Origin of the sequence: Mesorhizobium loti R88b, from assembly GCF_013170845.1 — a bacterium.
Taxonomy (GTDB): Bacteria; Pseudomonadota; Alphaproteobacteria; order Rhizobiales; family Rhizobiaceae; genus Mesorhizobium; species Mesorhizobium loti_B.
On the sequence record NZ_CP033367.1, the window covers coordinates 4948087 to 4972772 of the forward strand.

General features: G+C 58.2%; 32 protein-coding genes. 10 read left to right on the forward strand and 22 right to left on the reverse strand.

Going from position 1 to position 24686, the window contains the following annotated elements; translation table 11 throughout:
- Nucleotides 1–94: 94 nt before the first annotated feature.
- From EB235_RS24255 to EB235_RS24270, 4 genes are all read right to left on the reverse strand, one after another.
- Nucleotides 95–442: an ArsR/SmtB family transcription factor gene (locus tag EB235_RS24255; RefSeq protein ID WP_171878152.1), complete on the reverse strand. Its 348-nt coding sequence runs from the start codon at nt 440–442 to the stop codon at nt 95–97.
- Between the two features lie 84 nt (nt 443–526).
- Entirely contained in the window at nt 527–769 is a 243-nt protein-coding gene (locus EB235_RS24260; protein ID WP_027028550.1) for a hypothetical protein, read from the reverse strand.
- Nucleotides 770–842: 73 nt separating this feature from the next.
- Complete coding sequence (locus EB235_RS24265; protein ID WP_027028549.1) at nt 843–1064, reverse strand: DUF768 domain-containing protein; 222 nt, start codon at nt 1062–1064, stop codon at nt 843–845.
- Between the two features lie 256 nt (nt 1065–1320).
- On the reverse strand, nt 1321–2178 hold the full coding sequence (locus tag EB235_RS24270; protein WP_027028548.1) for an RNA ligase family protein: 858 nt from the start codon (nt 2176–2178) through the stop codon (nt 1321–1323).
- Nucleotides 2179–2269: 91 nt separating this feature from the next.
- Here EB235_RS24270 and EB235_RS24275 point away from each other — a divergent pair, with 91 nt between their 5' ends.
- The 3 genes from EB235_RS24275 (at nt 2270) to EB235_RS24285 (ending at nt 3903) form a co-directional block, all read left to right on the forward strand.
- The gene (locus tag EB235_RS24275) at nt 2270–2482 is read left to right on the forward strand and encodes a hypothetical protein (RefSeq protein ID WP_027028547.1); all 213 of its coding nucleotides are present in this window, start codon (nt 2270–2272) and stop codon (nt 2480–2482) included.
- A 278-nt stretch (nt 2483–2760) separates the two neighbouring features.
- Entirely contained in the window at nt 2761–2955 is a 195-nt protein-coding gene (locus tag EB235_RS24280) for a hypothetical protein (RefSeq protein ID WP_027028546.1), read from the forward strand.
- Between the two features lie 570 nt (nt 2956–3525).
- Nucleotides 3526–3903: a hypothetical protein gene (locus tag EB235_RS24285; protein ID WP_027028545.1), complete on the forward strand. Its 378-nt coding sequence runs from the start codon at nt 3526–3528 to the stop codon at nt 3901–3903.
- Nucleotides 3904–3952: 49 nt separating this feature from the next.
- Here the strand turns inward: EB235_RS24285 and EB235_RS24290 are convergent, their stop codons facing one another.
- The 6 genes from EB235_RS24290 to EB235_RS24315 form a co-directional block, all read right to left on the reverse strand.
- Nucleotides 3953–5329 carry a hypothetical protein gene (locus EB235_RS24290; protein ID WP_155256224.1) on the reverse strand — a complete coding sequence of 459 codons (1377 nt, stop codon included), beginning with the start codon at nt 5327–5329 and terminating at the stop codon, nt 3953–3955.
- Nucleotides 5316–5867: a hypothetical protein gene (locus EB235_RS24295; protein ID WP_155256222.1), complete on the reverse strand. Its 552-nt coding sequence runs from the start codon at nt 5865–5867 to the stop codon at nt 5316–5318. The genes EB235_RS24290 and EB235_RS24295 overlap by 14 nt, the downstream gene beginning before the upstream one ends.
- A 417-nt stretch (nt 5868–6284) precedes the next feature.
- On the reverse strand, nt 6285–6911 hold the full coding sequence (locus tag EB235_RS24300; protein ID WP_155256220.1) for an HK97 family phage prohead protease: 627 nt from the start codon (nt 6909–6911) through the stop codon (nt 6285–6287).
- A 4-nt stretch (nt 6912–6915) separates the two neighbouring features.
- Nucleotides 6916–8016: a phage major capsid protein gene (locus EB235_RS24305; protein ID WP_027028543.1), complete on the reverse strand. Its 1101-nt coding sequence runs from the start codon at nt 8014–8016 to the stop codon at nt 6916–6918.
- Complete coding sequence (locus tag EB235_RS24310; protein WP_027028542.1) at nt 8006–8611, reverse strand: hypothetical protein; 606 nt, start codon at nt 8609–8611, stop codon at nt 8006–8008. Before EB235_RS24310 ends, EB235_RS24305 begins: the two co-directional genes overlap by 11 nt.
- 192 nt (nt 8612–8803) lie before the next feature.
- Nucleotides 8804–9916: a hypothetical protein gene (locus tag EB235_RS24315; protein WP_027028541.1), complete on the reverse strand. Its 1113-nt coding sequence runs from the start codon at nt 9914–9916 to the stop codon at nt 8804–8806.
- A 168-nt stretch (nt 9917–10084) separates the two neighbouring features.
- Here EB235_RS24315 and EB235_RS24320 point away from each other — a divergent pair, with 168 nt between their 5' ends.
- Nucleotides 10085–10348 (forward strand): YMGG-like glycine zipper-containing protein, encoded by a 264-nt coding sequence (locus EB235_RS24320; protein ID WP_080680693.1) that lies wholly within the window; start codon nt 10085–10087, stop codon nt 10346–10348.
- A 153-nt stretch (nt 10349–10501) separates the two neighbouring features.
- On the opposite strand, the gene EB235_RS24325 is transcribed toward EB235_RS24320, so the two are convergent.
- The 5 genes from EB235_RS24325 to EB235_RS24350 all read right to left on the reverse strand — a co-directional run bounded on the left by EB235_RS24325 (nt 10502) and on the right by EB235_RS24350 (nt 14840).
- Nucleotides 10502–10711: a hypothetical protein gene (locus tag EB235_RS24325; RefSeq protein WP_155256218.1), complete on the reverse strand. Its 210-nt coding sequence runs from the start codon at nt 10709–10711 to the stop codon at nt 10502–10504.
- Nucleotides 10712–10874: 163 nt separating this feature from the next.
- On the reverse strand, nt 10875–12392 hold the full coding sequence (locus tag EB235_RS24330; RefSeq protein WP_027028539.1) for a DUF3987 domain-containing protein: 1518 nt from the start codon (nt 12390–12392) through the stop codon (nt 10875–10877).
- A gap of 145 nt (nt 12393–12537) precedes the next feature.
- Nucleotides 12538–12726: a hypothetical protein gene (locus EB235_RS24335; protein WP_245268727.1), complete on the reverse strand. Its 189-nt coding sequence runs from the start codon at nt 12724–12726 to the stop codon at nt 12538–12540.
- A 502-nt stretch (nt 12727–13228) separates the two neighbouring features.
- Nucleotides 13229–13603: a hypothetical protein gene (locus EB235_RS24345; RefSeq protein ID WP_027028536.1), complete on the reverse strand. Its 375-nt coding sequence runs from the start codon at nt 13601–13603 to the stop codon at nt 13229–13231.
- Nucleotide 13604: 1 nt separating this feature from the next.
- The gene (locus tag EB235_RS24350; protein WP_032926169.1) at nt 13605–14840 is read right to left on the reverse strand and encodes a tyrosine-type recombinase/integrase; all 1236 of its coding nucleotides are present in this window, start codon (nt 14838–14840) and stop codon (nt 13605–13607) included.
- A gap of 702 nt (nt 14841–15542) precedes the next feature.
- Between EB235_RS24350 and EB235_RS24355 the strand changes: the two genes are divergently transcribed.
- From EB235_RS24355 to EB235_RS24365, 3 genes are all read left to right on the forward strand, one after another.
- On the forward strand, nt 15543–15950 hold the full coding sequence (locus tag EB235_RS24355) for a hypothetical protein (protein WP_027028534.1): 408 nt from the start codon (nt 15543–15545) through the stop codon (nt 15948–15950).
- Between the two features lie 404 nt (nt 15951–16354).
- Entirely contained in the window at nt 16355–16609 is a 255-nt protein-coding gene (locus tag EB235_RS24360; protein ID WP_051429552.1) for a hypothetical protein, read from the forward strand.
- A 287-nt stretch (nt 16610–16896) separates the two neighbouring features.
- Complete coding sequence (locus EB235_RS24365) at nt 16897–17064, forward strand: hypothetical protein (RefSeq protein WP_167334835.1); 168 nt, start codon at nt 16897–16899, stop codon at nt 17062–17064.
- 402 nt (nt 17065–17466) lie between these two features.
- On the opposite strand, the gene EB235_RS24370 is transcribed toward EB235_RS24365, so the two are convergent.
- Together EB235_RS24370 and EB235_RS24375 are read right to left on the reverse strand one after the other, a co-directional pair.
- Nucleotides 17467–17979 (reverse strand): YbaK/EbsC family protein, encoded by a 513-nt coding sequence (locus EB235_RS24370; RefSeq protein WP_051429551.1) that lies wholly within the window; start codon nt 17977–17979, stop codon nt 17467–17469.
- A gap of 182 nt (nt 17980–18161) precedes the next feature.
- On the reverse strand, nt 18162–18446 hold the full coding sequence (locus EB235_RS24375) for a helix-turn-helix domain-containing protein (RefSeq protein WP_027028533.1): 285 nt from the start codon (nt 18444–18446) through the stop codon (nt 18162–18164).
- A 286-nt stretch (nt 18447–18732) separates the two neighbouring features.
- Here EB235_RS24375 and EB235_RS24380 point away from each other — a divergent pair, with 286 nt between their 5' ends.
- Nucleotides 18733–19347, forward strand: a complete 615-nt coding sequence (locus tag EB235_RS24380) for a hypothetical protein (RefSeq protein ID WP_027028532.1) — start codon at nt 18733–18735, stop codon at nt 19345–19347.
- A 124-nt stretch (nt 19348–19471) separates the two neighbouring features.
- On the opposite strand, the gene EB235_RS34615 is transcribed toward EB235_RS24380, so the two are convergent.
- Nucleotides 19472–19810: a hypothetical protein gene (locus tag EB235_RS34615; RefSeq protein WP_027028531.1), complete on the reverse strand. Its 339-nt coding sequence runs from the start codon at nt 19808–19810 to the stop codon at nt 19472–19474.
- 268 nt (nt 19811–20078) lie between these two features.
- On the opposite strand from EB235_RS34615, the gene EB235_RS24390 reads away from it, so the two are divergent.
- Both EB235_RS24390 and EB235_RS24395 read left to right on the forward strand, forming a co-directional pair.
- On the forward strand, nt 20079–20951 hold the full coding sequence (locus EB235_RS24390; RefSeq protein WP_167334842.1) for an ATP-grasp fold amidoligase family protein: 873 nt from the start codon (nt 20079–20081) through the stop codon (nt 20949–20951).
- A 101-nt stretch (nt 20952–21052) separates the two neighbouring features.
- Nucleotides 21053–22036, forward strand: coding sequence for an ATP-grasp fold amidoligase family protein (locus EB235_RS24395; RefSeq protein ID WP_080680691.1), 984 nt, complete (start codon nt 21053–21055; stop codon nt 22034–22036).
- 71 nt (nt 22037–22107) lie between these two features.
- Here EB235_RS24395 and EB235_RS24400 read toward each other — a convergent pair whose 3' ends face one another.
- From EB235_RS24400 to EB235_RS24415, 4 genes are all read right to left on the reverse strand, one after another.
- Entirely contained in the window at nt 22108–22410 is a 303-nt protein-coding gene (locus EB235_RS24400; RefSeq protein ID WP_027028530.1) for a hypothetical protein, read from the reverse strand.
- 121 nt (nt 22411–22531) lie between these two features.
- A complete protein-coding gene (locus EB235_RS24405; protein ID WP_027028529.1) occupies nt 22532–23071 on the reverse strand; it encodes a MerR family transcriptional regulator in 540 nt (179 codons plus the stop codon).
- 214 nt (nt 23072–23285) lie between these two features.
- Nucleotides 23286–23609, reverse strand: coding sequence for an integration host factor subunit alpha (locus tag EB235_RS24410; protein WP_010915609.1), 324 nt, complete (start codon nt 23607–23609; stop codon nt 23286–23288).
- Between the two features lie 102 nt (nt 23610–23711).
- A complete protein-coding gene (locus EB235_RS24415; RefSeq protein ID WP_027028528.1) occupies nt 23712–24683 on the reverse strand; it encodes a beta-ketoacyl-ACP synthase III in 972 nt (323 codons plus the stop codon).
- Nucleotides 24684–24686: the final 3 nt, after the last annotated feature.

Below are 24686 nucleotides of genomic sequence, written 5' to 3' on the forward strand. Positions count from 1 at the left end.
TCCCAACTGGCGCCGGCCGCTTTATCGCTTCGGCTTCCAAGCCTGCCTCGGGACGACTATCCACCGCAAGGTTTCGCCTTGCATTGAACCGGGCCTAGTTTGATTGTTGCTTTTCTGTGAAAAGATGCGCACGCTTTTCGGGGGCACCTGCGCCGTACAGGTTATCCATTACGGACAGCAGGTCGCGTACTGCCTCCGAATTGCAGGAATAATATATTGTCTGGCTATCCCGCCGGGTCTCTACCACGCCAAGCCTGCGCAGCTTGGCTAGGTGCTGCGACAGGGACGATTGGCTTATCATCAACTTTTCGCAGATGGCGCCGACCGACATTTCGCCGCTATCTGCCAAATGGCACATGATCAATAGTCGATGCTGACTGGCCAGCGCTGCTAGAAACTTGGCCGCATGTTCGGCGTTGGCTGCCAGCTTTTTCGAGACCATCGAATTCCACGATTTAGATAAAATTGTATAAGATCGCGGGCTAAACAAGCGAACGCTAAATTGGTTCCACGTCACTGAGGCGCGCTACCCAGCCGTAGGCGGGCGCGCTGGCCCTGTCAGATTCCAGCGGATGAACGACGCGTCCCTGCCCGTTATTTCCTTGATGGATTTCAGCAGCACCTCGTGCACTGCCTGGAGCGATCGATAGTGATCGCAGCTTGGGGATAGCAGAGGCTGCACGATGGTTTTGTGAAGCCGCTCCGCCTCGACCATGAAGCGGTCGACCTCGGCCTGTGAGAGCTGTTTGGCGGGTTTAGTCCTGGCCATGGTAGCGAACTCCGTTTGAGGGGATCGCCGCAACGGGAGGATTATATTCCTCGCCCCGACTCGATGGCAAGGGCTATTCAGGCAGGCCAGGGTCGTAATGCACAATTGCATCAAGGATTGTTCGATAGAGGCTATCCACTTCCTCATCGATCTCAACGCGCTTGATCCCCGACGCCTTGGCTTCTGCAATGAGCTTATCGGTAAGTTCGTCAACAGAGATAACGTCGGCATTTGCCGTCTCCGGAACGTTGTTCCTGATCCATTGATCCAAAAAGTTGATGCCGCGTGTGCTCAAGGAAAAATCCAAAGAGCAGCGGAGCCGACCGCCAAAAACAAGATCGGCGCGATGGCTAGTAGCATACTCGCTCTGGCAGCGGATGGCTCCGGATACGAAGACATGATCACAAAGCCCAGGAGAGGAGAAGCAGGCCAAAGGCGACGGGCAGAATGGCGGCCAAGGCGCCCTCAATCATCAGCAATTCGTTATGTTTGAACATTGGAACCTCGCCCATTGGAACTTGGATAGAATTTCCAGATCCCCCGAGAGTTCCCTACTCCTCTCGGAAATCCTGTAGCGAAGCGTGCCGCAGGTCTTCCTCACCACGCAAGTGCTTCACACGGCCGATTAGGCCCGGCTTGACCCATTGCGTCGCCGGCCGCTTCACGCCCTTTGGCGCCGGCCCTGCATGCTCTTGCACGCGCTTCCACAGCCGTTCGCGGATCGCCTGGCTGGAGTTGACGAAGGCTGAGCCGACATAACGACCGGTGGCGCGGTCTGCCATTAGCGCGAAGGCTGGTTTCCCCGGCTCGCGCTCGACGCCGAGCAAGTCGAATTCCTCGACCTCGTAGCATTTGATTTTCCACCAATCGCGGGAATCGCCGCTGCGGTATTTGCTGTCCTTGCGCTTCGATACCATCCCCTCGAGCCCCGCCTGGTCGACGAGGTGATAGATCGCTTGCGCGTCGCCGGGCAGAGCTTGGCTGAACTGGATCCGTATGGCAGGCGGGATCATGCCTTCCAATATCTCGCGGCGGTCCTCGCAACCCATGCTGCGCAGATCGTGGCCATCGAGATGCAGGACATCGAAGGCGACGAAGTAGAGGTCATGCTGCCGGCGGGTGATTGCCTTGCGTAGCGCCGCGAAGTCCGACAAGCCAGCCTCGTTCAGAACTATAATCTCGCCGTCGATAATAGCGCTTTCCGCCCCGAGCGATGCTGCGGCGGCTGCCAAGTCGCGATACTTCGACGTCCAGTCCAGACCGCGCCGGGTATAGATGCGCGTGCCGTCCTCATCGATGACCATTTGGGATCGATACCCATCAAACTTGACCTCATGCGACCAGTCATCGCCCTCTGGCGGCTTGGCGTGCAGGGTCGGCAATTGAGGAGGGATGAACTTCAAACGCATGCCGGTACTCAAAACACGAAAACCGCGATTCAATCAGCATGTGCTAAAATAGTTCCCGGAACATTTTATGCGAATTGGAAGTTCGAGCGACATGACGAAGCTATCTGACCTTGGCCCGCCGATACTCGGCATACTGCACGGAGGCGACATCATCCGCGAGGAAGGCCATTTCTACAACTGCCCGAACTGCGGCCAGAGGGTCGATCAGCGCGATTTGCGCCAAGTTTTTTACCATGAAGAGCCAGGACACGAGCCGCTGGAACCAGAGCCTCAGGCAACGATCATTCAGTTCCCGAAAAGATAGTTGCCCGCCGCCCCATTCACGGCAGCGGCGGGCGCCCCTAGGGATTAACGGGACTTGCTGGGGTGTTGGTTTACCCCTGCCGGGTTAGCGCGATGCAATCGCGGTGCCAGTTAGTGTGACCCATAATGAGGCATCCAAATGGCCGCCAGCGCTGCGTGCTCGCGGGCCGCTCCCCTACGCCAAGCGTCTCCCGCGCCCATAATGAGGCAGCGGCGAACACGGGGGACTTACGGATCCGTAAGTCGCGCGATTGAGCCGATCCCAATATGAAGTGGCTCATGAACAAGCATCCCGCCGTCGAAACCGACTCAGCCGACCGACCTTACGAGATTGAAGCGTTCGCCGAAAAACACGGATTAACGTTGAAGGCGGCGGACGTGATCTTGCTTGCGAACGGGCCATCGCGTGTCGCCTGCGACGCCGCAGCGAAAGCGTTCCTCGCTGCCGTCGCGGCGCGAAGGTCCAAATTCTAGCTCGGCCTTGCCTACGCCGCCAATCCTATCCCGCGCTGGCGGCTCTCTGTGTGGCCTTCTCGGAAGCGATTCTCGCAGACATGTCGAGGGAACATTTTAGCCAGATCGAATGTTCAAATCTTATGGACAGCCGACGAACCCTACTCTCAGCAGATCAATCAAGGGCAGCACGAGCCCTGCTGAACTGGTCGCGAGTGCGACTTGCAGCAAAGGCCAATCTTAGCGAAATGACGATCTGCGGTTTTGAGAACGGCTCTAGGAAATCGCGTCCCCACAACATCGCGGCCATCCGCCGGTCGTTTGAGGACGCCGGAATTGTCTTCGACGAGGGCACTCCATCATTACCTCGCTATGAGGGTGATAGCGGTCGCGCCACCGACAATAGAATGTGGCGCCGGCGGCAGAGAACAGCATAACAACTTCGGGTTGCGCTCAGAACGGCCATTCATCGCCAGACGCGGCCAACGGAAAGTGTGAAGACCCGCCGAAGCGCGCTGTGGCCAGGATATTTCCTGTGTGAAAAGGCTCTGGCCGGATTGCTGACTATGAGCGCTCGCTCATACTCCCGACATGAAGCCGCAAGAGGTCGAACTGGTCTTATTGGAGCAGTCGCTGGCCAACGGGAGCGGTATGAATCGTCCGTTTTCAGATCGAGTAAGTGACGTCGCTGAGAAGACCAGCGGTGTTGTTTTGTTCGACGTTCGCGTCGACGGCGATGCTCGCGTTCGCAGGATGGCGGCGGTTGGGCATGGGGGAAATGGTACCGTGGCAATCGTGATGGATAAATTCGGAGTGCTTACCTCGGCGCCTATGGTGGGAAGCGATGACTTGATCGCAGAGCTCACCGCCTGGAACTCGCTGCCGATGGCGGAGCAGGCCCGCGTCAGCTATCGCGACTTGGTAGCGAGTTTGCTTGCGGAGGTTCGTAAGACCGGTATCCTAAAATGAAAGGCAGCCTCTATGGGGCGGCCCCTAGCGGACAAGATTTGTCAAAAACTCAGAAGAGGCCCTTTTGAAAAGCATCTTCGGTATTTTGGGACCCGATGATCTTTTCTATAATGTTTTTTGTCCAACTGTCGATCTTTTCCCGCTTTAGAAGTTGGGCGGTATTTAATATCGCCCCAGTACCAGTTACACCCTTCTTCTCGTAACGCACCATCTCCTCGCCATCGACGGTTATTCTTGTATTCTGTAGGTCTCTTTCTATGACAAAGACAACGGCAAGATGATTCTCCGATTTTGTTCCATCGCGAACCCAAATACAATACGGATTGTCTTCGGAAGGGTCAACATCTATTCCAATTTCTTCTTTGACTTCTCGATATAGGCACTGTTTGAGCACCTCGAGATTGTTTTTGTTAACAAGAAAATTTGAGTCCTCTTCTCTGACATGACCACCGAAGTATCCAAGTGTCTTCTTGCGTTCCGGAGACTTTGCGGACACAGCCTTCTCCGCCTTTCGCCCGACCATTATGAGAGGCTCCCCCCGCTGTTTAATCACCGCGATTGGAAGCAACTGGACCAGGGTAGGATCGTGCTCAACCGCCTCGCGTTCTGCATAGGTCATAGAATTTTCCACAGCAGCGCGTATCTCGTCGAAACGGAACACAGAACTCAGACCGGAATCTATTTTCGATTTCGGTATATGGCCAATTTTCTCATCAGCTATACCCCTTAACTTTTCGAGAGTTAGCTTTGTTATGTCATAGCTCACTTCATCTTGAGATTTGCGATCGGTGTTAGACATCGTAACTTGACGGAACATGTGCTCGTATTTTTTGAGAGACGTCCTCACTATTTCCCGATAGGAAGCCAAAACCTCTTTGCGCATGACACTTCCCTCCTTTCTGGTTAGCAAGTTTCGATACTCGCGTTCTATGGACGTATCCGGGGACGCATCAAAGGCTAACACTAGGTCGATCATCATTCGAAAACGCGGAGCCAAAAAGAAATCGACAAAGCGGCTATAATCATCCTCCCGTAGGAGTCCGTTGGTCCGCTGCCACTCAAACCAGCATAGGGCATCGAAGAACCCCCTATCCATAATGATCACATCAACCCTAAGCGCGTTGTTGGCAATCGTGTCCATCAATTGATTGAGAGCGGCGCATCCTGTCCACACATTGAAAACAGGATCAAATTTGTTCGGGATGGGGCACACGCTAGCCCGCTCAGTTAGAACCCTTGTTCTGAACCCGTTTCGTCTGAGGAAAATGTCTAACGAATTAAGAGCTGATGTCTTGCCCGATTTTGGTGAACCCGAGAATTCGATAACGATCGGTCTACGTGGGCGGACACGTCGCTTCAAAACAAGTATCCGAGCGGCAAGCTTCTCTAGCTCCTGGATCCTTTTGGCGGTCTCAGCGCTTACCATTTGTCTCGCCCGGTCTGGTTGCGAACCGCAACCCTTCAGTTTCGAAATATGTTATAATTCGGCCAGATGAAAATCCTGAAAAGAAGCCCATTACCAGAAACAAGTAGCGTGAAGATGTCTTTCCAGCGCTAAAATCGTTTTGTATCGCCAAATCGATGCTTATCCGCCAAATTCCATATAGTACAATGGAGATGACTACTGCGGTTGGTATCCGAATAATGAAGTATGCGATAGTTGATAATCGATTTACAGACATGCCATCGGGAGAGAAATCATAAGTACCATTGATACCCGCCTTATAAAGCTTTCGAGCGTAAAAAATGGCTGAACCTACTAGCGCCGAAAACGACAAAATTTCAATTATCATCAGTTCGGGAAGAACGCCCTGATCAGCATTTACAAGAATGGGAATCAGCCTATATCCGGCCCAACCGAGGCTCGCCAAATAGAAGACAAAAAGTAGAAAGGCATCAAGCCTGCCAAGTGCCATCAACGACAAATCGCGCAGTGGGACGACCTTCGGCGCCTCGTCACTCAAATTCCCCTCCCAAAGAACTAATTCGAGTCAGGTCTCTAACACGTCGACAATGCACCCGAAATCAGTACAGGGACGACATTCATGCTTTCCACCGGAATCAACGAGGAGCCATTGGTGTTTCTCTCATCATCCGCAAGCGGCGACCATTCGCTGGTCAGCGGCCCGCAGAGATAGCTGATGCGCATCCCCGTGCGGTGTTCACTAGAAATCCCGACGAAAACTTTTTTTCTAACGCTTTAGCAAAGGTAAGCCCCGAAGCGGTCCCAAGGGGTTCCGCCACAACATTTTTAGACCGCCTACCACCTTTGGTTGCGGCATGCTCTTGGGGTTGTATAGAGAAAGGCCGGCGATCGAAGGCCGACGGGCACCTCGATCGCCGGTTGGACCTGCCCGTCTGGCTGCCCAATATTTGATTTACTACCGGCTCATTTGCGCGAAGCGGCGCCGGGCCGCATCCAGTCTTGGCGTCGCCGTAGCTGTCTCGAGGGCGCGCATGTGAGACGTCGGGATCAAGCCCTTAGAGCGCGCATCTGAAAGTGCATTCGGATTTGCTGGAACTGGAGTCACCGAGAATTCCAAGAGCTGCTGCTTCAGGAAATCGACACCACCTTTTCGGCTCTGATCGGTCGTGAACTTCCATTCGATTGGAACGAAGCCCACAGATCCGGCGCGGAGGTAGCCGCCCTTTACTAGGCGAAAGATCGTGTCGGCGAACGCGTAGGTCTCCGCATCGGCGAATTCGACGTCGCCGATCAGCTTCCCGCCCACCACCTGCAAGCCAGAAAGTTTGCCGATGGGTGGCTCATCGCTTTTATGCCCGAACAACACGACCGGATTTCGCCGGATTTCATCGAGCTGCCAACCATTGGGGTTGATCGTGTCCGACATGCGGTCGACGCTCCCGTCGGACAGGACGTAGCGAACTTTCCGGCTCACCGCAGAGGCGTCTGGCATGGCACGTGCAGTTACCCGCACGCCTTGTCCTGCCGTCGAGCCGGCCGTAGCCAATTCTGCAAATTTGGCTGATGGAACGAACATCGTCATAGCGTCAGTTTCCGATCAGACCGACCAGCGGCCCGGCAACGGTGTTGCTGCCCAAGTCGTGAACGTTGATATCGAAACGCGCCGTGGCACGGCAGCCGATCTGGTCGTACTCGAGGTAGCGTTCCTCAGTAGTCTTAACGGTGACGCCGCGGCGGTCCCCGAGCGTTGCCGCCATGGAGAGATCGCCGAATGCGAGCATCACCTTGCCCGACTGATCGCCGCTGCCCGGCAGGCTGGGCACGGGTTCAATGAGATAGGATCCGTATTGCAAGATGGGCTTCGGCCCGTTTGGTGTCATTTCAAGCCCGACGACAGTCGCGCCGAGACGAACGAATGTCCGGCCGATGGCGTAGCTAGAGGCGTACCACCTTGCGTTGCTCAAGGCATATTCCGGGCACGCTGCAACCACTGTGCCCAGGTCGATGGCCGTGATCTCATCGAACGTATCGTTGTTGGTTGTCGCCACGATCTTTCCGGCGTCATGATTGCCGTCAATTAGCTTCGTGGTGATCCCGGTGATGCCGCCAAAAGCTCCTGTGCCGTCACCATTCCAACCGCAATCATCCTCAAGCTTTGAAATTGCGAAGGCTGCGTCTTCGGCGAAATCCTGGCCAACGTCGATCGTTTCGTCATCGCCCAATTCGGAACTCATGCGTGACAAAGCGGCTGCCTTTTTGGCAGTCAGCGTAACACTGCTCCAAGAACGGTCCTGTTCGGCGATCTGGGCATTTTCGCCGACGAAGGCAGCCGTCAGGCCAGTGTCGAGCCGTGGGAATGAACGTGTGTCCGAACCCATCCGCTTGATGTCAGCGTTGCGTCGAAACGTTGACACTAGTGCGCGGATTTTGATGATTCCGGCCTCAACCTCAGTCGGGACAAGAAAGCCGCCGAATGTGCCGTTGGCTTCGGCTTGCGAACTCAGCGTCTTGGTTACGCCAGCACCTTGCGCCTTCTGAATGGCCACGCCGTTTTTGGCGCACCAGGCTTTCGCGACATCGTCGCCGTCATGCAGCGCAGCACGGAAGAACATGCCAGCCTTTAGGGCTGCGGCGTCGTTGTCGAATGCCCGAATACGGGCGCCTGTGTGGAAAAGTTCATGCCGCATTGGTGATTTCCTTTTTGGAGATAATTCCCGCGCTGACGCAGGATTCTAGAAACGTGTACGCACCATCGCCGACCACAGGCGGGCCGAACAGCGGTCCGCTGGTGGCGTCTGCTATTAGATTTGGATTGTTCCCACCAATGCGTCTTAGGCGCTCCCTAAAGGTGGCGGCCTCTTGGTTGGCCTGGCGCAACTCGATGACCGCCATCGCGCGACGCCGCACCAGCCGCCGCCACTCGTCTGCTGTTTCACGGAGCGCTTCCGCAGCCGCGATGCGCCGTGCCTGGTTTTCGCGTTCGGCCAGCTCGTCGAGTGCGATGGTGACGGCCTGCTGCTCGACCAGTAGTTGAAAAAGTTCTTCGCCAGGTGTGGGAGATCGAGCGGCGGGCAACGCAGAGCCGTCCAACATCGATGCCGCCAAATCGCGGGGATCTGGTCCCCAATTCGACCTTTCCTCGGGCCGAATACCCTGGTGCTCAAGTTCGAGCCGGGCGGCGAGAATATCCTTGCCGCGTTCTGTAAACGCGAGCCGCTTGTGCGAAATCGCTTCTAAATCTTGCGCAGGATTGTGCTTTGCCTCTGCTCTCGCGGTGGCCATCTTTGATCCTTCATTTAGCTCGAGAAACGGTAGCCAGCGCAAATCTCCGACGAGAACGCGCTGGCTCGATCAACGACCGCCCCTGACGAGGCAGTCGGATTGGGAAGTGGAGGCGCACCAGAAAGGTGCGAATTGACCGCGCCCTCGGCTACTGGCCGAAAGAGCGCGTTAACGCATGACGGTGACGAGGCGTCAGGCGCAAAGCTTGTGTGGTGATGTCTCTACCCTCCAAGCTAAAGCCGGATTTGTGGCAAGTTCTGTCGAAGCAACCAACAACATCGCCACTTTCTCCAGCGCGTCGTTCGCCGCGCGCACGAATCTGTGCCGTGTCATGCCAAGGTTTGCTCCAGATTCGCTCGACGTTGCGCTACTGGTGGCAAGCGACAGGATTCGCATGTCAAAGCCATCGAGTTTTTCAGAGAGCCACCTCTTCACGACCGTGCGGATGGCTTCGTCGGACGCGCGTTTCCCGTGTCCATCGTGACTGGATCCGCTGCCGTGGACGCGCGACACACCGCCCGTAAAACCGTCCGCAGCACCGTAGGCAGTGGGGAGGGAGGTGACCAGTGGCAGGTTAGGCGTGTTGGCGTACGCCTCGGCAAGCAATGCAGATGCTGCAATGGCGCGCTCGTTCGCACCCGAAAAGAAGGGCGTTCGGCCAGCCGACAGCGGTTGTATTGCCACCCTTCGATAAGGCTCTGGCTCCCAGGCCCCGGCGAGATTGACGTAGTCCCGTACGCACGTTGCGCTTCGCGTCGCCTTTATGGCCGGCTTTTCGAATGTCCTATATTCCGAAGGCTTTAATGTTGTGCCTTTTTTACTGAGACCGCGCCCTATCATGGCGCCGGCCGGGATAATGATGTCGCCAGTCACAACCTTGCCAAATGCCAAGACGGGGCCGCGCTCCGTGCGGCGACACATCGTGAATGTAAGCGCGCCAATGTGCAAAGTCCGGTACTGCCACCGCTCAGAATGGGTCTGCCCCAAGCCGGTGCGCACAAATACGCGGCCGAGCATGGCGCGCTGTATCTCCTGTATACTGGGCCGCATACGCCATCCCGCACCTACGCCTTCCTTGTCTAGTGTCTCAAAGGTGTCAGGCAGGCAATTCGGTACATGGGGAGCCAGAAGTGCGTCGACGGCCTCCAGGGCGGCAAGCCGCTTGTTGTCGTTCGCGGCTCTAAGACGTTTCTGCGTCGGCGTTGTGGTAATGCGAACGCGCTCGTCCGGAAGGCTGTCCAGCCAAGTTCTGCGGTCGGCCAGGCTCGCAAAGTCTTCTGCTCTTTTTGGATTATCGTCATTCATTTTGGGTGGTCATCCCATCAGAGAAACCGGCCGTAGCCGGTAGAGCCGTCCGCAAAGTGCGTGACGGTTTGATTCAATTAGTGAAAGCTAATTTTTGCATCGCGATGGATCGAAAGTTCGGGTTGGAAATTTGAGTCGCGGCCCGATTTGGGTCGCTGGAGATAAATCATGAAAAAGACATTGCTCGTTTTGAGCCTTCTCATCCCCATTGCGGCATGCTCACGGACGGAACAGGGTGCCGCGGTCGGCGGTCTCGGTGGAGCAGCTATTGGTGCCGCCGTCGCTGGTAATCCGGTGCAAGGCGCCATCGTAGGCGGCGCCGCTGGAGCCATTGCTGGTGCAGTCATTGGACACGCTAGCGAGGCTGGCCAGTGCCGGTACCGCGGCCGCAATGGCCGCGTCTATGTCGATCGCTGCCCGGACGGTTATTGAGGCAATCTGGCCGCGTGATCGACTTGAGGTCGCGCGGCCATTATTCGCTGGCTTTAGGTCTGGCCGGATTTTCCAAAGCGCCTCCCACGAAATCCGACGAACTTGCACCGTTTCGCCGTTTGTCATTCTTGCTGCAGCCATTGGCGCCTCCCATCATGCTTCGGCCCGCCGCACCTTATTGGCGCTTCCGGTGTAGAGGTTGCCATCTTCGTCGTCGGTGATGATCAGAAACCGGCCAGAATCGTGCGGGCTGTCGTCAGCGATGCCGACCACTCGGCATGAGTACCATTTCTCACCGCCGCCCATCTGGCGCACAGCGTACTCGGCTTCGAATGGTTCTATTGAAATTACGTTGCTGCTCATTGTCGAATGCTTTCATGGGTAGTCTCCTCGTTTCTAGGAACACGTCACTGACCGTCCCTTGCGCGGGTGAGACGATTGAGAAAATCATCGTCCTCTTGGAGGTAGAAGAGAACGAAAATGGTTTCTGTCTCACGCGCACAAGGGCCACTCGGTGACACTTCGATTAAGCCGCTTGTTTCAACCGCGCGGCATCCGCAATTATCTCGCGAACCTTCCGCCGCCGTTCCGCCTCTTCGCCTGCTCTGGCGGCGAATAGCGTGTGAACGGCCGGCCGTACGGTCCATTGCATGCTGTCCCTCCTTGCGGTGGGGACGGGCTCTAGCCACCCGAAGGCGTCAAGCCGGTCCAGCACGGCTTGCGCCTCGTAGTTGTCCATCGCACGCATAACGGTGTCGCCACGGCGGACGCTCCGAACTGTGACGCTTGGTGGCTGGTGCGCAAGAATCCAGCCTGCGGTCGCTAGCAACGCATCATGGCGCTCGGAAAGCCCGAGTACATCCGCATAGAAGGCAATGGCGTGCGGGAACAGGAAGTCGTGCAGGAATGCTGCTACGCGGCGCGCCGTGTCTTCCTTCACCTCGGATGCCGGGCGGTTTCCCGTCGACTCGATGCAGTGCCAAATGGCACATAGGCGAGCGAACAATCCGTCGTACTTGCCAATGTGGGCGGCAAGTTTCCTATTCATCGCCTCCCAACCGGCAGCCATGGCGTGGTGTTTTTCCTCCAGTTCATTACGGATAGCTTGCGCTCCCTTGTCAAACCGCAGCGGCACTTCCACCAGGCTGCCGGCGAGGGGCTTGCTGAGACCGTGGAGCCTATCAACAAGTGCCGCGTACATTGCAACGACTGGCGGTGTGGGCTCATCCTTCCCGATAGACGCACTGCCCAGCACGATAGGAAACAGCCTCTGAAGCAACCCGTCATCAACGGCATCGCCTGCCACTTTCCGCATCGGTTCCGGCTGGATCCCGCCGAGCATTGAGACGGAAAGATTGTCGATCCAGACATCGCCCCGGCCTATCCGGTTGACGGTATAGTTCCCGCCGTTGAAGGACTGGAGCCAGAAGGCGCGGTCTTTCGCGGCGCCGCGGTTGCCGGAGTATTTGTCCATGGAACCGAACCAGCCAGAAAGCTCATCCTGAAGGCAGAGAACGCCGTTCGGGCTGTCTTTCAAAACCTCTTGCGCCGCCTCGATGGTGGTGTCCTCGAGCCGGAGTCGAACATGTTTCGGTGCCGATGCGGTCTTCTTTGGTTCTTTTTCTAGCGCATCGTATTCGGCCTTGGCCTCGACGTAAGCCCGGTAGAGTTCACGATCGATTTTCTTCAGAGGAGCCGTGGCGTTGGTGATTATCGGGCTCTTCTTAGTGCTCGGGCTGCCAACTAACGCGACCCAAATTCTCGGAGACTCCATCCAGTCGTCATGGCGCTTTACCTTCAACTGAATGCTGTCCGGAATTGCTGCCGCACAGACGGCCAAGGCCGCAGCGGCAAGCCCCCCAGCATCGACGCCCATCATCTCGGCCTGGACGCGGGCGTATTCCTCGATAACAGGAGGAAGCAACCCGGACGGCAGCGGCGGGTGCGTGTAGCGCGCCCAAGGGTCAACGGGGCCATTGTCGTTGTCAGCCTTCGGCTTCCTTGGCGGCGGTTCAGGAACGTCCGATGGTGACAGGTAGTCCATGAATGCGAAACCAACCGGGTGAGGGCCGCCTACGTCGAATTTTACTTGACCACCAGGCGGCACGAACTTGACGACTGTCCCATGGCCTAACTTCGGGTGCTCGACGCGGTCGCCAACTTTATAGGGACAGGGCTCTGACTCGCCCTTAGGATTGGTGTTCGACAAGGGCGACTGCCTCCGCTGAGATTTGGTCTGCAATAGCGATCGGGAAGGTTACGACAGCGCCGCCGTGGTGTTGCGGGCCATAGACGCGCCAGCCAGCGCGCGCCTGGACGAGCTTCAGGTCATAGAGTCTGATACCGTCATCCATCTCGACGTCGAAGCGTGCACGCACGGCTCCGCCGCCCGGTGGTTCCGGCCGAAGCGATAAGATTTTCAAAAGTGATTTCCCATTTGGAAGTGGCCGCCGTTGGTTCGGCGGGAGGTTTTTATAGTGGGGGCAAGGGTGGCTAGGCCGCTGCCTCCCACCGCGTCTTGCGCCAGGCCTGCACCGCTCGGATGGGCGGCAAGTTCGGCGTCAAGTTCTTCTAGGGTCATTTCGCTGATGGGCTTCATGCTGCGGCCCTCGCACGGTCGTTGTCATTTGACGGCGCGCACTTGTTTGCATGCACCCACGCATCAAGATCTTCCGTGCTGTAAATGACACTGCTTCCGAGCTTTATGTACGTCGGGCCGGTGCCATAGCATCGGGCCTTGTCCAGGTAGGATTTGGAAAGGCCGACGTAATCGGCCGCTTGGCTAACTCGCATATTTGCCATGCATTTACCTCCGTGCACCTTGTTGCATGGAGGTAGATAGTCGTTTTCGCCTATTCAATTTATGCAAAGAAATGGGATTTATTCGCGGTTTTCCATGTCGTGGGCCTCTTTGGCCTCCTGAAATGTTGTGACGGCTTTGCGCACGTGCGTCTCTGAGCAACCAAACTTCTTTGCCAGTTTTCGCAGCGCTTCTTCATAAAGAACCCCGTCATCGCGGAGCCAACCAAACTGCTCGCCGATCTCCAACCAATATCGCGGCAGAGCCTTTTTTCTTCCCCGTGGCCTCTTCGGTGGCTTGAGCATGTCAGCCGCCAGCCGCTGTACGACGGCGTCCGCCTTGCCTGAGCGCAGAACATCGACCATCAGCGTTTTGGCATCCTCGGTACGCCCCTCGCTTAGTGCCGCCTCGATCGGAAGGACCTGCAGACTAAATCCCTTTGGAAGCGGTGCCATTTCATTTGCCTCCGATCGCGTCGGCGATCTTGCCCGCGATGGCATCCGCAGCGGCGCGCACAGGGTCGACATGAAGATGGGCGTAGCGTTGCGTCGTGCCTGCATCGGCATGGCCGAGCAGCTTCCCTATGATTGGCAGGGACATGCCGTCGCCAGCGCCGACCGACGCGAACGTGTGGCGTAAGTCGTGAAGATGAACGTCACCAAGTCCGGCCCTCCCGGCTATTGCTGCCCACGGCTTCTTAAGATCGGCGCGCGGTGCCTCATGCTCTGTTGCTGCTGAATGACCGGCTATCACGAACTTACCCACGCGCGGCAATGCGTCCAGCACCGCCTGTGCTGCCGCGGATAGCACTACGGTCTTGCGACCGGTCTTTGAGTCGGGCAGCAACAACAGTCCGCGCTTCTCGTCGTATTCGGACCAGCGCAAGTTCAGGATCTCCCGCAAGCGGCAGCCTGTCAGCATCAGCAATCGAATGGCGCCGGTCACGTGTGGGCCGTAGACGGTCCTGTTCTTCTCTTTCGGCGCGTGCTTGCTCTCAGATGATTTGTGCGGAACGCCGATCGTCTCAGCTTCGCGCATAGCGTCGCCCAGCCTTGCCATCTCGTTAGCCGACAAGAACCGCTCGCGGGCTTCCTCCTTGTTTCTGTCGATCTTTGCGGCCGGGTTCACGCCCTCGGGAACATAACCGCGCTTGGCGCCCCACACAAAGGCCGCCGACAGCAAAGCCATTGCCCGATTGGCGGAGTACTTCGCCTTCTTCGACATGGCGGAATGTGCGCGCTGTACGTCAACACGAGTGAGGACAACGGCTTTCGTTGTACCCATCTGCGGTTCGATATGTTTGGCCAGCGTGATCTTGTAGAACGCGCGTGTCGACTCCTTCATTTCCTTTTCAGAAATGTAGTCGGCGACGAGCTGCCTTACCGTTCCGCTTGCCCGCTCGTCCGACCGCTCTTTGACCAAATCCTTGCCAAGCGCAGCGTTCGCAATCGCCTTGCGCGCAGCCTCGCGCGCCTCATTGGCTTTTAGTGTGCCGACGCGGCCGAGCTTCAATCGCTTTTTGGCGCCGCCAGCCACGGGCCGATATTCGGCGAAATACGTTCCTGTGTTGCCTGTCGTCCGGTAGAGGCCGAAACCGGTTAGGTCATCGTCAAAATAGTAAGTTGTTTTGTTCGGCCTGGCGCCTTCCATGATGCCTGAAACTGCCGCCGCCGTGATCTTGATTTTAGCCACGTCCACCCCCGTTTATAGCCACTGTGTAGCCAGCACTTAGGCAGCGGCAGCATATTAGTCAAGTGGGCACAAGTTGGATATTGTTGGATTTCTGCGGTTTTGGCCTACTCCGTGCAACGATAGGAATGGCTATAAAACCTAGTAATTAAGACTGGGGGTCAAGGGGTCGTCGGTTCGAATCCGGCCACTCCGACCATTAATTAGAACAAGGACTTACCCCCAAAGTCCGCCTCAATTTCCCAGCCCATTTTCTTCGAGGGTCACGCAAGGGGTAACTGCCCCTCCCAATTCGCTCGCGTTCCTGCGACTACCGACTGGTTCTGCATGTGGGGCGCGTAATCCGTCTCCTGCAAAACGGCGCCTGAACATCATGCTCTTTTGGTCTGACCCGTAGAGACCCGCGCCGAAGCTTTTGGAAGGCGCAGGCCGAGTTTCCAATTCAGATCGAATATGAAGGTTGGTTCGGAGAGAAATATCAAAGGGACCAGCCAAACGTCCTGCAGATCGCCGATTCCGACAGCTTTACAGGCGGTATGTGGGGGCCAGTCAAAACAGCCGGAGGAAATCGTGAAGGTAAATGAGAAAGCCCGCCACTGTGAGGCACACGGTCGGGGCGTTGTGGGTGTTCCTTGATTTCGATTGCATTGTTACTTTAGGAAACCCTAACATCGAGTGTGTTGAATCGGTTTGGGGACTAATGTCATGCCGAAGGTTTCGGATCTCTTTTGTAAGACAGCTGTTGTGTGGCTCATTCTGGGGATCGGGGCCGGCTTACAGATGGCGATCTCGGGCGACCACGGTGCCTTTCCGGCGCATGCCCACATCAATCTTTTAGGTTGGGTCACAAGCGCAATCTTCGGCGGCTACTACGCCCTTAATCCGGCAAAGGCAGCGCGGAAAATGGCGATGATCCACTACGGCCTGTATAACGTCGGGTTGGTGATCATGCTGCCGGCGCTGTATTTGATGCTGCAAGGCAATACGGCGCTTGAGCCGATCGTCGCCGTCGGTTCGCTTATTGTAGCTTCTGCAGTGCTGTTATTCGCCTTCGTAGTGTTCTCAAACGCAAACGTGCGCTTGGCGTCCGACTTATCGCCAGCAACCCGCTGAACATCGACTGAAGTCATTCAACGGGAAAGCTCGCCACCCGGGAGGAGGCGGGCGCTACCCTGCGTGCGGGCGGTTAGGAATTCTTGTCGCCGTTTGGATTTGGTGCCGGTGCCTCTCGCACGTCTCGCGGTGGCGGATCGATATGTTTCGGCTCAGGGGATGCCTCGTCATCATGATGGACATTCGGGCTTGGCACCGGCCGTGGCTCTTTGGCTTTATTTGGCATCAGTTCCTCCGTTACCTGAAAGCAATGGCCGATCTCTTTGTTCCGATGGCGCCAAATTAAAGACCCGCCACCAGCGGCAGCGGTCCTAACACGCCACGGTGGCATGGCGAGCGCGGTGAGGCAGCGGGCTTAATTTTGCCGACCCAGGAACCCAGCGTGGGCCAGCGCGTTCTCCGGAATGGTCAAGAACATCGCCTTTGCTGCCTTCCTCGCTCAAATCGCCCTGGTGTCGGCCCTCATCACTCAAACCGTGCTTTTTGCTTCCTCGGCCAGCCAGGCAGCGAGCTCGCAACCGGCGGTGACGCCAGTTCCCGCTATCGCCACTGATGAGGAATGCGCCAAGGCAACATGGCCGGATATCCCCAAACATTGCCTTTTACGGGTCGAGGCGCGAAAGCACATCACAATGATCGCTCTGACGCCCGCTAAGTAGAACACCTGCCACCAGCGGCAGCGGGCCAAACTCGCCTCGGTGGGCCGTGCCAGACAGGAATGACTGCCCGCCGCTGTGCCCCCATCCGAGCGATGGCTCGTCGTCTGCCGTGTCCTCCAAGTCGCAATCGACATCCGTCAGGTCGAGCGCGGTGATGAGCGACATGGCGCAAGTCCTGCGCGTCAAGCCGCCTCAACCCAAGATGCACCCAGAAAAAGTCAAGATAGGTTCTTGAACGCTTTACTTGAGGGGGCGTACCGTCGATTCAATCTGGGGTTGGTGACGCAATGCTGAAGGACGACGACGGCGAACAGCTTTGGGCTTTTGACCTTGACGCTCTGCGCAAGGCTTTTGACAAATACGTCGAAGAGCACAAAACCACTGCTGCTGAGTGGGGCGAACACGCCAAGCGGTTCCTCGAAAAACAAAGAGTTCGTCAGCGCGAAGTGAGCTGACCTCCCCGGCGGGCGCCGGCATCTCCTCGACCCTCACCTCGTCGCCGATCTCCTTGGCCATGTCGGAGGCTTGTCCTTGGTCAGGACCGTGCGCCAGTGCGGCTTCTCGAAGACGCTCATGACGTAGGGTGTTGCAGGCTTGTCGGCCATTGCCTCGCCTGGAACAAATTGAAAGCCCGCGCTCTCGGCCAGAGGTGCGCGGGCCGATCGGAGGCCCGATCTACGGCAGGCGATGGAGGGCACCACCTGCCGCACGCATCAACCTTTAGGGATGGCTAATGTTCCGTCAAGCACCACTAGGCGACATCAAGTCTGGGTGAAGCCAATGAATTAGCCCGCCGCCCCATTCACGGCAGCGGCGGGCGCCCCTACGATGACGGGACTTGCTGGGGCGTTGGAACCCTAGCCGCCATGGAAACTCTCAGGGCGCCCTGATGTTCCGGCCGAGCTACTTAACCCTTGGCACACATCCACCCATTCAGCGCCGGTCAGCTCAACCATCCGCTGCGGTGCAATCCGCACCGCCGCGTTGGTGGCTCCAGCAGCCGGCACCACCTCGGCGAATTCGCGCAGCGACACGTCGCAGTAGACCCGCAGCGGTGCCGGTAGGCCGAATGGGCAGACGCCGCCGACCGGATGGCTGGTGGCGGCGACAACTTCCTCGGCGTCCAGCATGCGCGGCTTGCCGCCGAACTGGTCCTTGAACTTGCGGTTGTCCAGCCTGGCGATGCCGCTGGTCACCACCAGCATGGTGCGGTCGCCGACGCGCAGGCAGATGGTCTTGGCGATCTGCGCCGGCAGAACGCCATGCGCTTCCGCCGCCAGCGTCACCGTCGCGGAACTTGCTTGCGTGACGATGACCTCGATATCGGGCGCATGAGCGGCGAAGAAGGCACGAACGGAGTCCAGGCTCATATCGGAAAAACCATGGGTCAAACCCTATTCAGGCTAGGCGATTGGCAGGGATTTGGATGCAGCCCGTATAAACACGTGCGATCGGCAAATGGGCAAGCCCGGCCTGCCGGAGAACACTGTCAGATCAACAAGAAACCCGCCAAACGGGCCTTGGCGGGTTCTCTTGCATGACTTGTACTGATCTATGCCTGCGGTCGGCCTTGCGCGGCCGGCGTCGGTGCGGCGGAAGCGATGAGAGCGTCCTGGGGCAGTCCAAGCGCGGACGCGATACGGCGCAGCTTCGAGGGATCGGCCGCCCGGCCGTTCTCGATATCCTCGATCTCGCCGACCGAGAGGCCGCAAGTCAGGGAAAGCTCTTCCACGCTGTATCCGCGGGTTTCCCGCATGGCTCTGAGGGTGGTGTAATCCGGCCCGATCTCACTGGCTAACGGTTCGGAGAGGGCATGGCTTGTTGCATTGTAGGGCATTGGCAACTCCGGTGGCTGAAAGCGTTTGATCAAAATGGAGTGTTGCCTGAGACGGCCGGAACATGCCCGCTCGCCAGCGATTTGCCAAGAGCCAAACAGGCCGTCACGCTATCGTGAACCTCTGGCATGCGACGCGGCGGTTTCACGCATATCGGCGCCATCAAGTTCTTTTGAACACGCCAACACCTTTTTGCCCGGAGGTTTGGACCCACCTGTTCGTTGTTCTGATGCGCTGGGGTGAAAACCATCCGGTTCCAGCCAGCCCGTTCCCAGAAGGATCCCTGCAATGAACCTCAAGATTGTCATGGTCGTGCTCGGCACGATCTCAAGCCTTTCCGTTGCCGCCGTGAGCGGCGCTCAAGCCGCGGACGCGGTGCGCGTGCGTGGTACGGTGGTCAGTTTCGACCCATCGCTGTTGACTGTAAAAACCCGCCAAGGCGAGACTTCCGCGATCAAGCTCAATACCGGCTGGAAGATTTCGGGCGTCGCCAGCGCCTCCGAAAAGGACATCAAACAGGGCGATTTCCTCGGCATTGCTTCCGTTTCGAAGGCGGATGGCGGCAGCGGCGCACTGGAAGTGGTGATTTTCCCGGCCGCCTTGAAAGGCACCGGCGAGGGCGACCGTCCCTGGGACCTGCAGCCGAACAGCCGTATGACCAATGGCACTGTCGCCGACGTCACCGACATCAACGGGCGAGCCGTGACCCTGACCTACGACAACGGGCAGACCAAGAAGATTTCGATCCCCGACAGCACGCCAGTCGTGACCTTTGCCCAGGCCGAAACGACCGATCTCAAGCCGGGCGCGACCGTCTTCGTCAACGCTCAGCGTGAGGCTGACGGCACGCTGAGTTCCAGCCGCGTGGTTGTCGGAACCAATGGCGTGGTTCCGCCGATGTAATTTTCCGCCTGCCGGTGGTGGCGACCAACCTGGATTTCCCAGAAACAGTCCAGAAACAAAATTCTACAATCGGGAAATACTGACGAAAAAAATTGGGTGCGTAATCCCATTCGCGGCGGTCGGGCTATCGACCCGATTTATATATGCCTGCGAAAAAAGGAAACGATCCATGAAGAAGTCCCTCGTCTCGGCCCTCGGGGTTGCAGTTGCAGTTGCTTTCACGGTTCCTATGATCGGTGCAACCAGCGCGGAAGCGGCCCCGATGGCAAAGCATCATCATCATCGTCACCACCATCATCATCGCCACCACCACTGGCACCACCACCATCATCATCACCACCACCACCACCACATGAAGAAGATGGTGAAGAAGGCCTAATACCAGACCGCCAACGAGAAGACCGGCCTTGGCTTCTTGTTCAAGGCTGGTCTTCTCCTGGCTGTGCAATGCCAGGCCCGACATGAATCGGGCCTATCGAATTTCGCCTGATGACATTGCTGGCCCAGGATTTTCGGCGCCGCTCCGATACCGCAACGATCAGCGAAATCTTTCACGCGGAGCCAAATCGCGATACGGCAAGGGATGTTTCTGACCGGTACCTGCACCGATCAGCCTTCGCCAACCAGGTATCCCGATGACGGCCAATGTTTCTCGGACAAACCGCCTTGTCCTGTCGGTCGCGCGATTGTGGCTGATGCTTCGCCACCCTGCCCTTATCGTGCGATTTGTCATGAAGATGGGCTATCTGCCCAATCCGGCGGCGCCCGTGCGCTACCATGAGCTTTTGCTCTGGCGAAAGATTCTCGATCACAATCCGCTGTTCGTGACGCTGACCGACAAGCTCGCAGCCAAGGCTCATATCCATGACGCCTGTCCCGGCATCGCCGTGCCTCGGACGCTCTGGTCCGGACGCAACCCTGCCGACATCCCGCCGGGCTTGCTGGCCGGCGACGTCGTGGTCAAGGCAAACCATGGCTGCGCCATGAATATGTTCGTTGCCAACGGTGAGCCCGATCGCGCTGCCGTCGTTCGCAAGGCGAGGCACTGGCTCAATAAGACTTATGGCCGGCGCGATGGCGAATGGGCCTATTGGCCCATTGTCCCGACCGTTTTCGTGGAAGAGCGGCTGCCGCTTTGCGGCGGGACGATCGCCACCGACATCAAGGTCCATATCTGCAGCGGCGTGATCTCCCATGTCTGGGTCGAGGATAAGCACGCCGAGCGTTCACTGCTGTTCGACCGGGAAGGCAACCCATTGCCCGGCCGCGATCCGGACTATCCCCGCGAAGATCAGGCCTTGCCTGTCAATGCGCGGCTCATCGACTATGTCACCCAGGCGATCTCGATGGCACCCGGCATAGCCGGGGACCTCGACTATGTCCGGATCGACTTCCTGGTCACCGACGAGCGGCTCCATGCCGGCGAAATCGTCATCTATACGGCCGCCGGCTATGGCACATGGACGAACCCGGCGATCGCCGCGGAGATCGAGCGGCTCTGGCGGCTCGATCAATCCGCATTCCTGCGCCGGCGGCACAGAGGAGCGATGCGGCTTTATGCGGACGCCCTTCGCGCCAGATGTCGGAGCGGCGCAAACCGCTGACAGGAGCCTTTTACGAAAGCACAAATCGCGATACGGAATGAATGCATCTGGCCGGCGATCCGCCCGGATCGGAATGAGCCAACAATGGCCGGGTATGCCTGATGACTGCCGAGGCCAGTTCTTCCTGGACAGGAGGCTTTATTCTGTCGGTCGCAGGGTTGTTGCTGACCCTTCGTCACCCCGCGCTCACGGTGCGCTTCCTGATAAAACTCGGCTATCTACCCAATCTGGCCACGCCCGAAACGTACCATGAAATGTTGCTCTGGCGGAAAATCGTCGACCGCAATCCCCTGTTCGTGACGCTGACCGACAAGCTCGCAGCCAAGGCGCATATTCGCAGCGCCTGCCCCGAACTTGCCGTGCCCCGCACACTCTGGTCCGGGCGCGACCCTGCCGACATTCCTCTCGACCTGCTGGCCGGCGATGTCATCGTCAAGACAAACCACGGCTGCGCGATGAACATATTCGTTGCCAATGGAACCCCCAATCGCGGCCTCATGATCACCAAGGCGAGGCACTGGCTGAGAAAAATCTATGGCCGCCGCGATGGCGAATGGGCCTATTGGCCCGTCGTCCCCACCGTTTTCGTGGAAGAGAGGCTGGCGCTCTCCGGCGCGAGGATCGCGACCGACATCAAAGTACATGTCTGCGGCGGTGTGGTAACCCATGCCTGGGTCGAGGATAAGGCCGCAGCGCGTTCGCTGCTTCTTGACCGGGACGCCAATCCATTGCCAGGGCGCGATCCGGACTATCCCCGCGAGGATCAGGCGGTGCCCGTCAACACGCAGCTTCTGAACTATGTCCGTCAGGCGATATCGATCGCCCCGGTCATCGCCGGCAACCTCGACTATATCCGCATCGACTTCCTGGTCACCGACAATTGCCTCTATGGCGGCGAGATCGTCGTCTATCCCGGCGCTGGCTATGGCACCACCACCAATCCGGCGTTCGCCGGCGAAATCGAGCGGCTTTGGCGGCTCGACCAGTCCGCATTTCTGCGGCGGCAGCACAAGGGCGCCGTGCGACTCTATGCCGACGCGCTTCGCGCCAGATGCCGGGAGCGACAGCAGGAATCGCTGACATGAATCGGAATGGCGGCCGCGCCCGAAGGCGGGCCGCCATTTTCTTCCATAAATCACTCGTTCCGGGCTAGTAGTCAGCGCCGGCTGAACAGCAGGCTGGCGGCCAGGCCGAGCACCACGAGCCCAACCGCAGCGGCGGCCGTCGGATGGTCGCGGGCCGATTTCTCGATCACCCTGCCCTGCTTGCGGATTGCCGGCATTGCATCGCGCAGACGTCCGGCAAGATCGGAATAGGTGTCGAGCGCCGCATCACGACCATCTTCGTAATATGCGCCGCCCCGCTTCGAGACTGCCTTGCGCAACGCCGCGAGTTCTTTCGAGAGAACCGCGATCTGCCTTTCCAGGTCGATGTCCGAAAGGGTGGAAAATGATGCCATCATGCGTTTCCTTGTCTTGCTGAACAACGTCTTCTTGCTGGACGACGTCTTGCAGAAGGAAACGTAACGCCCCACCCTAAGGCGGGTTCCAGTTTCAAGGCTTTAAAGCGCTTCGCGGTGGTCAGCGCACCTGGTCAAGCAGACGCTTGCATTCCAGGAGGTCGAACAGCGCCTCCTGCAGCAGCGCGCGATTGTCGCGCGACAGTTTCGACGCGTCCGGCGTAACGGGACCTTCCTCGTCGCTCTTGCCCAGGCCGAAAAAGCGGCGGCTGGGCTTGACCCTTGGCTGGCCAACCAGCTCATCATCGCCGCCACGCGGCTGCGCTGCCGGTGTCAGTGGCACCTGGTCTGCCTGCTTTCGTTGCGAAATCGCCTCGACGGCGGCCATATCGCCATTGCCGATGGCGACCAGGAAATGATTGCCGTTTTCGCGCAGCAGCTTCTGCACGCCTTTGATCGTATAGCCCTGGTCGTAGAGCATGTGACGGATGCCCTTGATCAACTCGACATCCTGCGGCCGGTAATAGCGACGGCCGCCGCCGCGCTTCATCGGCTTGATCTGGTTGAAGCGCGTCTCCCAGAAGCGCAACACATGCTGGGGCAAGTCGAGATCTTCGGCGACCTCGCTGATGGTGCGGAAGGCGTCAGGGCTCTTGTCCATGGGCGAAATCCTCACGCTGGAGCGTGATCCGGAACGGTCTTCAGGCGAGATCAATCTCAACCAAGAGAGAAACGCATTCCGTTTGCGCGGAATGGATCATACGCTGAAAACCAATCCGGCCATGCTGCCGAATCGGGCCTTATTTCAGCGGTTTGTGAAGCAATATTCAAGCCCGGCGTCATGGCGGAGCCGGTTTTCAACCGTACAATGGAAGCTATTTGCCGCCCTTGGCCTTGCTGTTCTGGTGGGAGCGCAGGATCCGGTTCTTCAGCACGTTCGACGATTTGAAGGTCATCACCCGGCGCGGCAGGATCGGCACCTCTTCACCGGTCTTGGGATTGCGCCCGATCCGCTCGTTCTTGGAGCGGACATGGAATGTCGCAAAGGACGACAGTTTTACCGTCTCGCCGCGGACGATGGCTTCGCAGATTTCGTCCAAAACGGCTTCGACGAGTTCCGCGGATTCAGTGCGCGACAGACCGACCTTTCGGTACACGGCCTCGGCAAGGTCGGCGCGCGTAAGTGTCTTTCCCCCCATGCGACCGTCCCATCAGTTCAAAACACAAAATCGGCACAACAACGGCAGAGCCTAAGTAATTGATCCGGCAAGGTCAAGGACCGAAACCGGACTGTTCGGCACTTACCAGCGAACCAGAACCGCACCCCAGGTGAAGCCGCCCCCCATCGCTTCCAGGAGAACGAGGTCGCCCTTCTTGATGCGGCCATCGGCAACGGCGACCGACAGTGCCAGCGGCACGGAAGCAGCCGAGGTGTTACCGTGCAAATCGACCGTAACCACCACCTTTTGTTCAGCAATCCCGAGCTTCTTGGCCGAAGCGTCAATAATTCGTTTATTGGCCTGATGCGGCACGAACCAGTCGAGATCGTCGGCGGTAATACCAGCCTGTGAGAAGGTCGCCTCGATGACGTCGGTGATCATGCCGACCGCATGCTTGAAGACTTCACGGCCCTCCATCCTGAGGTGGCCGACCGTACCCGTCGTCGACGGTCCACCGTCGACGAAAAGCTTGTCCTTGTGCGCGCCGTCGGAGCGCAGGCTGGCCGCCAGGACGCCGTGGTCGGCGATCGTACCGGTCCCCTCACCTGCTTCCAGGACCAGGGCGCCGGCGCCGTCGCCGAAGAGCACGCAGGTCGAACGGTCGCTCCAGTCGAGAATGCGCGAGAATGTCTCCGAGCCGATCACCAGCACGCGTTTGGCAAGGCCGCCGCGAATGTAGAGATCAGCCGTCGTCACCGCATAGACGAAGCCCGAGCACACCGCCTGCATGTCGAAGGCAAAGCCGTGATGCATGCCGAGCCGGTTCTGGATTTCGACCGCGGTCGCCGGGAATGTGTTGTTGGGCGTTGACGTCGCCAGCACGATCAGGTCGATATCACCAGGCGTCAGCCCCGCATTGGCAAGAGCGGCGCGGGCCGCGGCCTCGCCTAGCGAAGCCGTCGTCTCGTCGTCGGCCGCGATATGACGCTGGCGGATGCCGGTGCGCTGGGCGATCCACTCATCCGAGGTTTCGACCATACCTTCGAAATCGGCATTCTTCATGATGCGGCGGGGCAGCGCGGCACCCGTGCCGCGCACGACTGATCTGATCAAAGT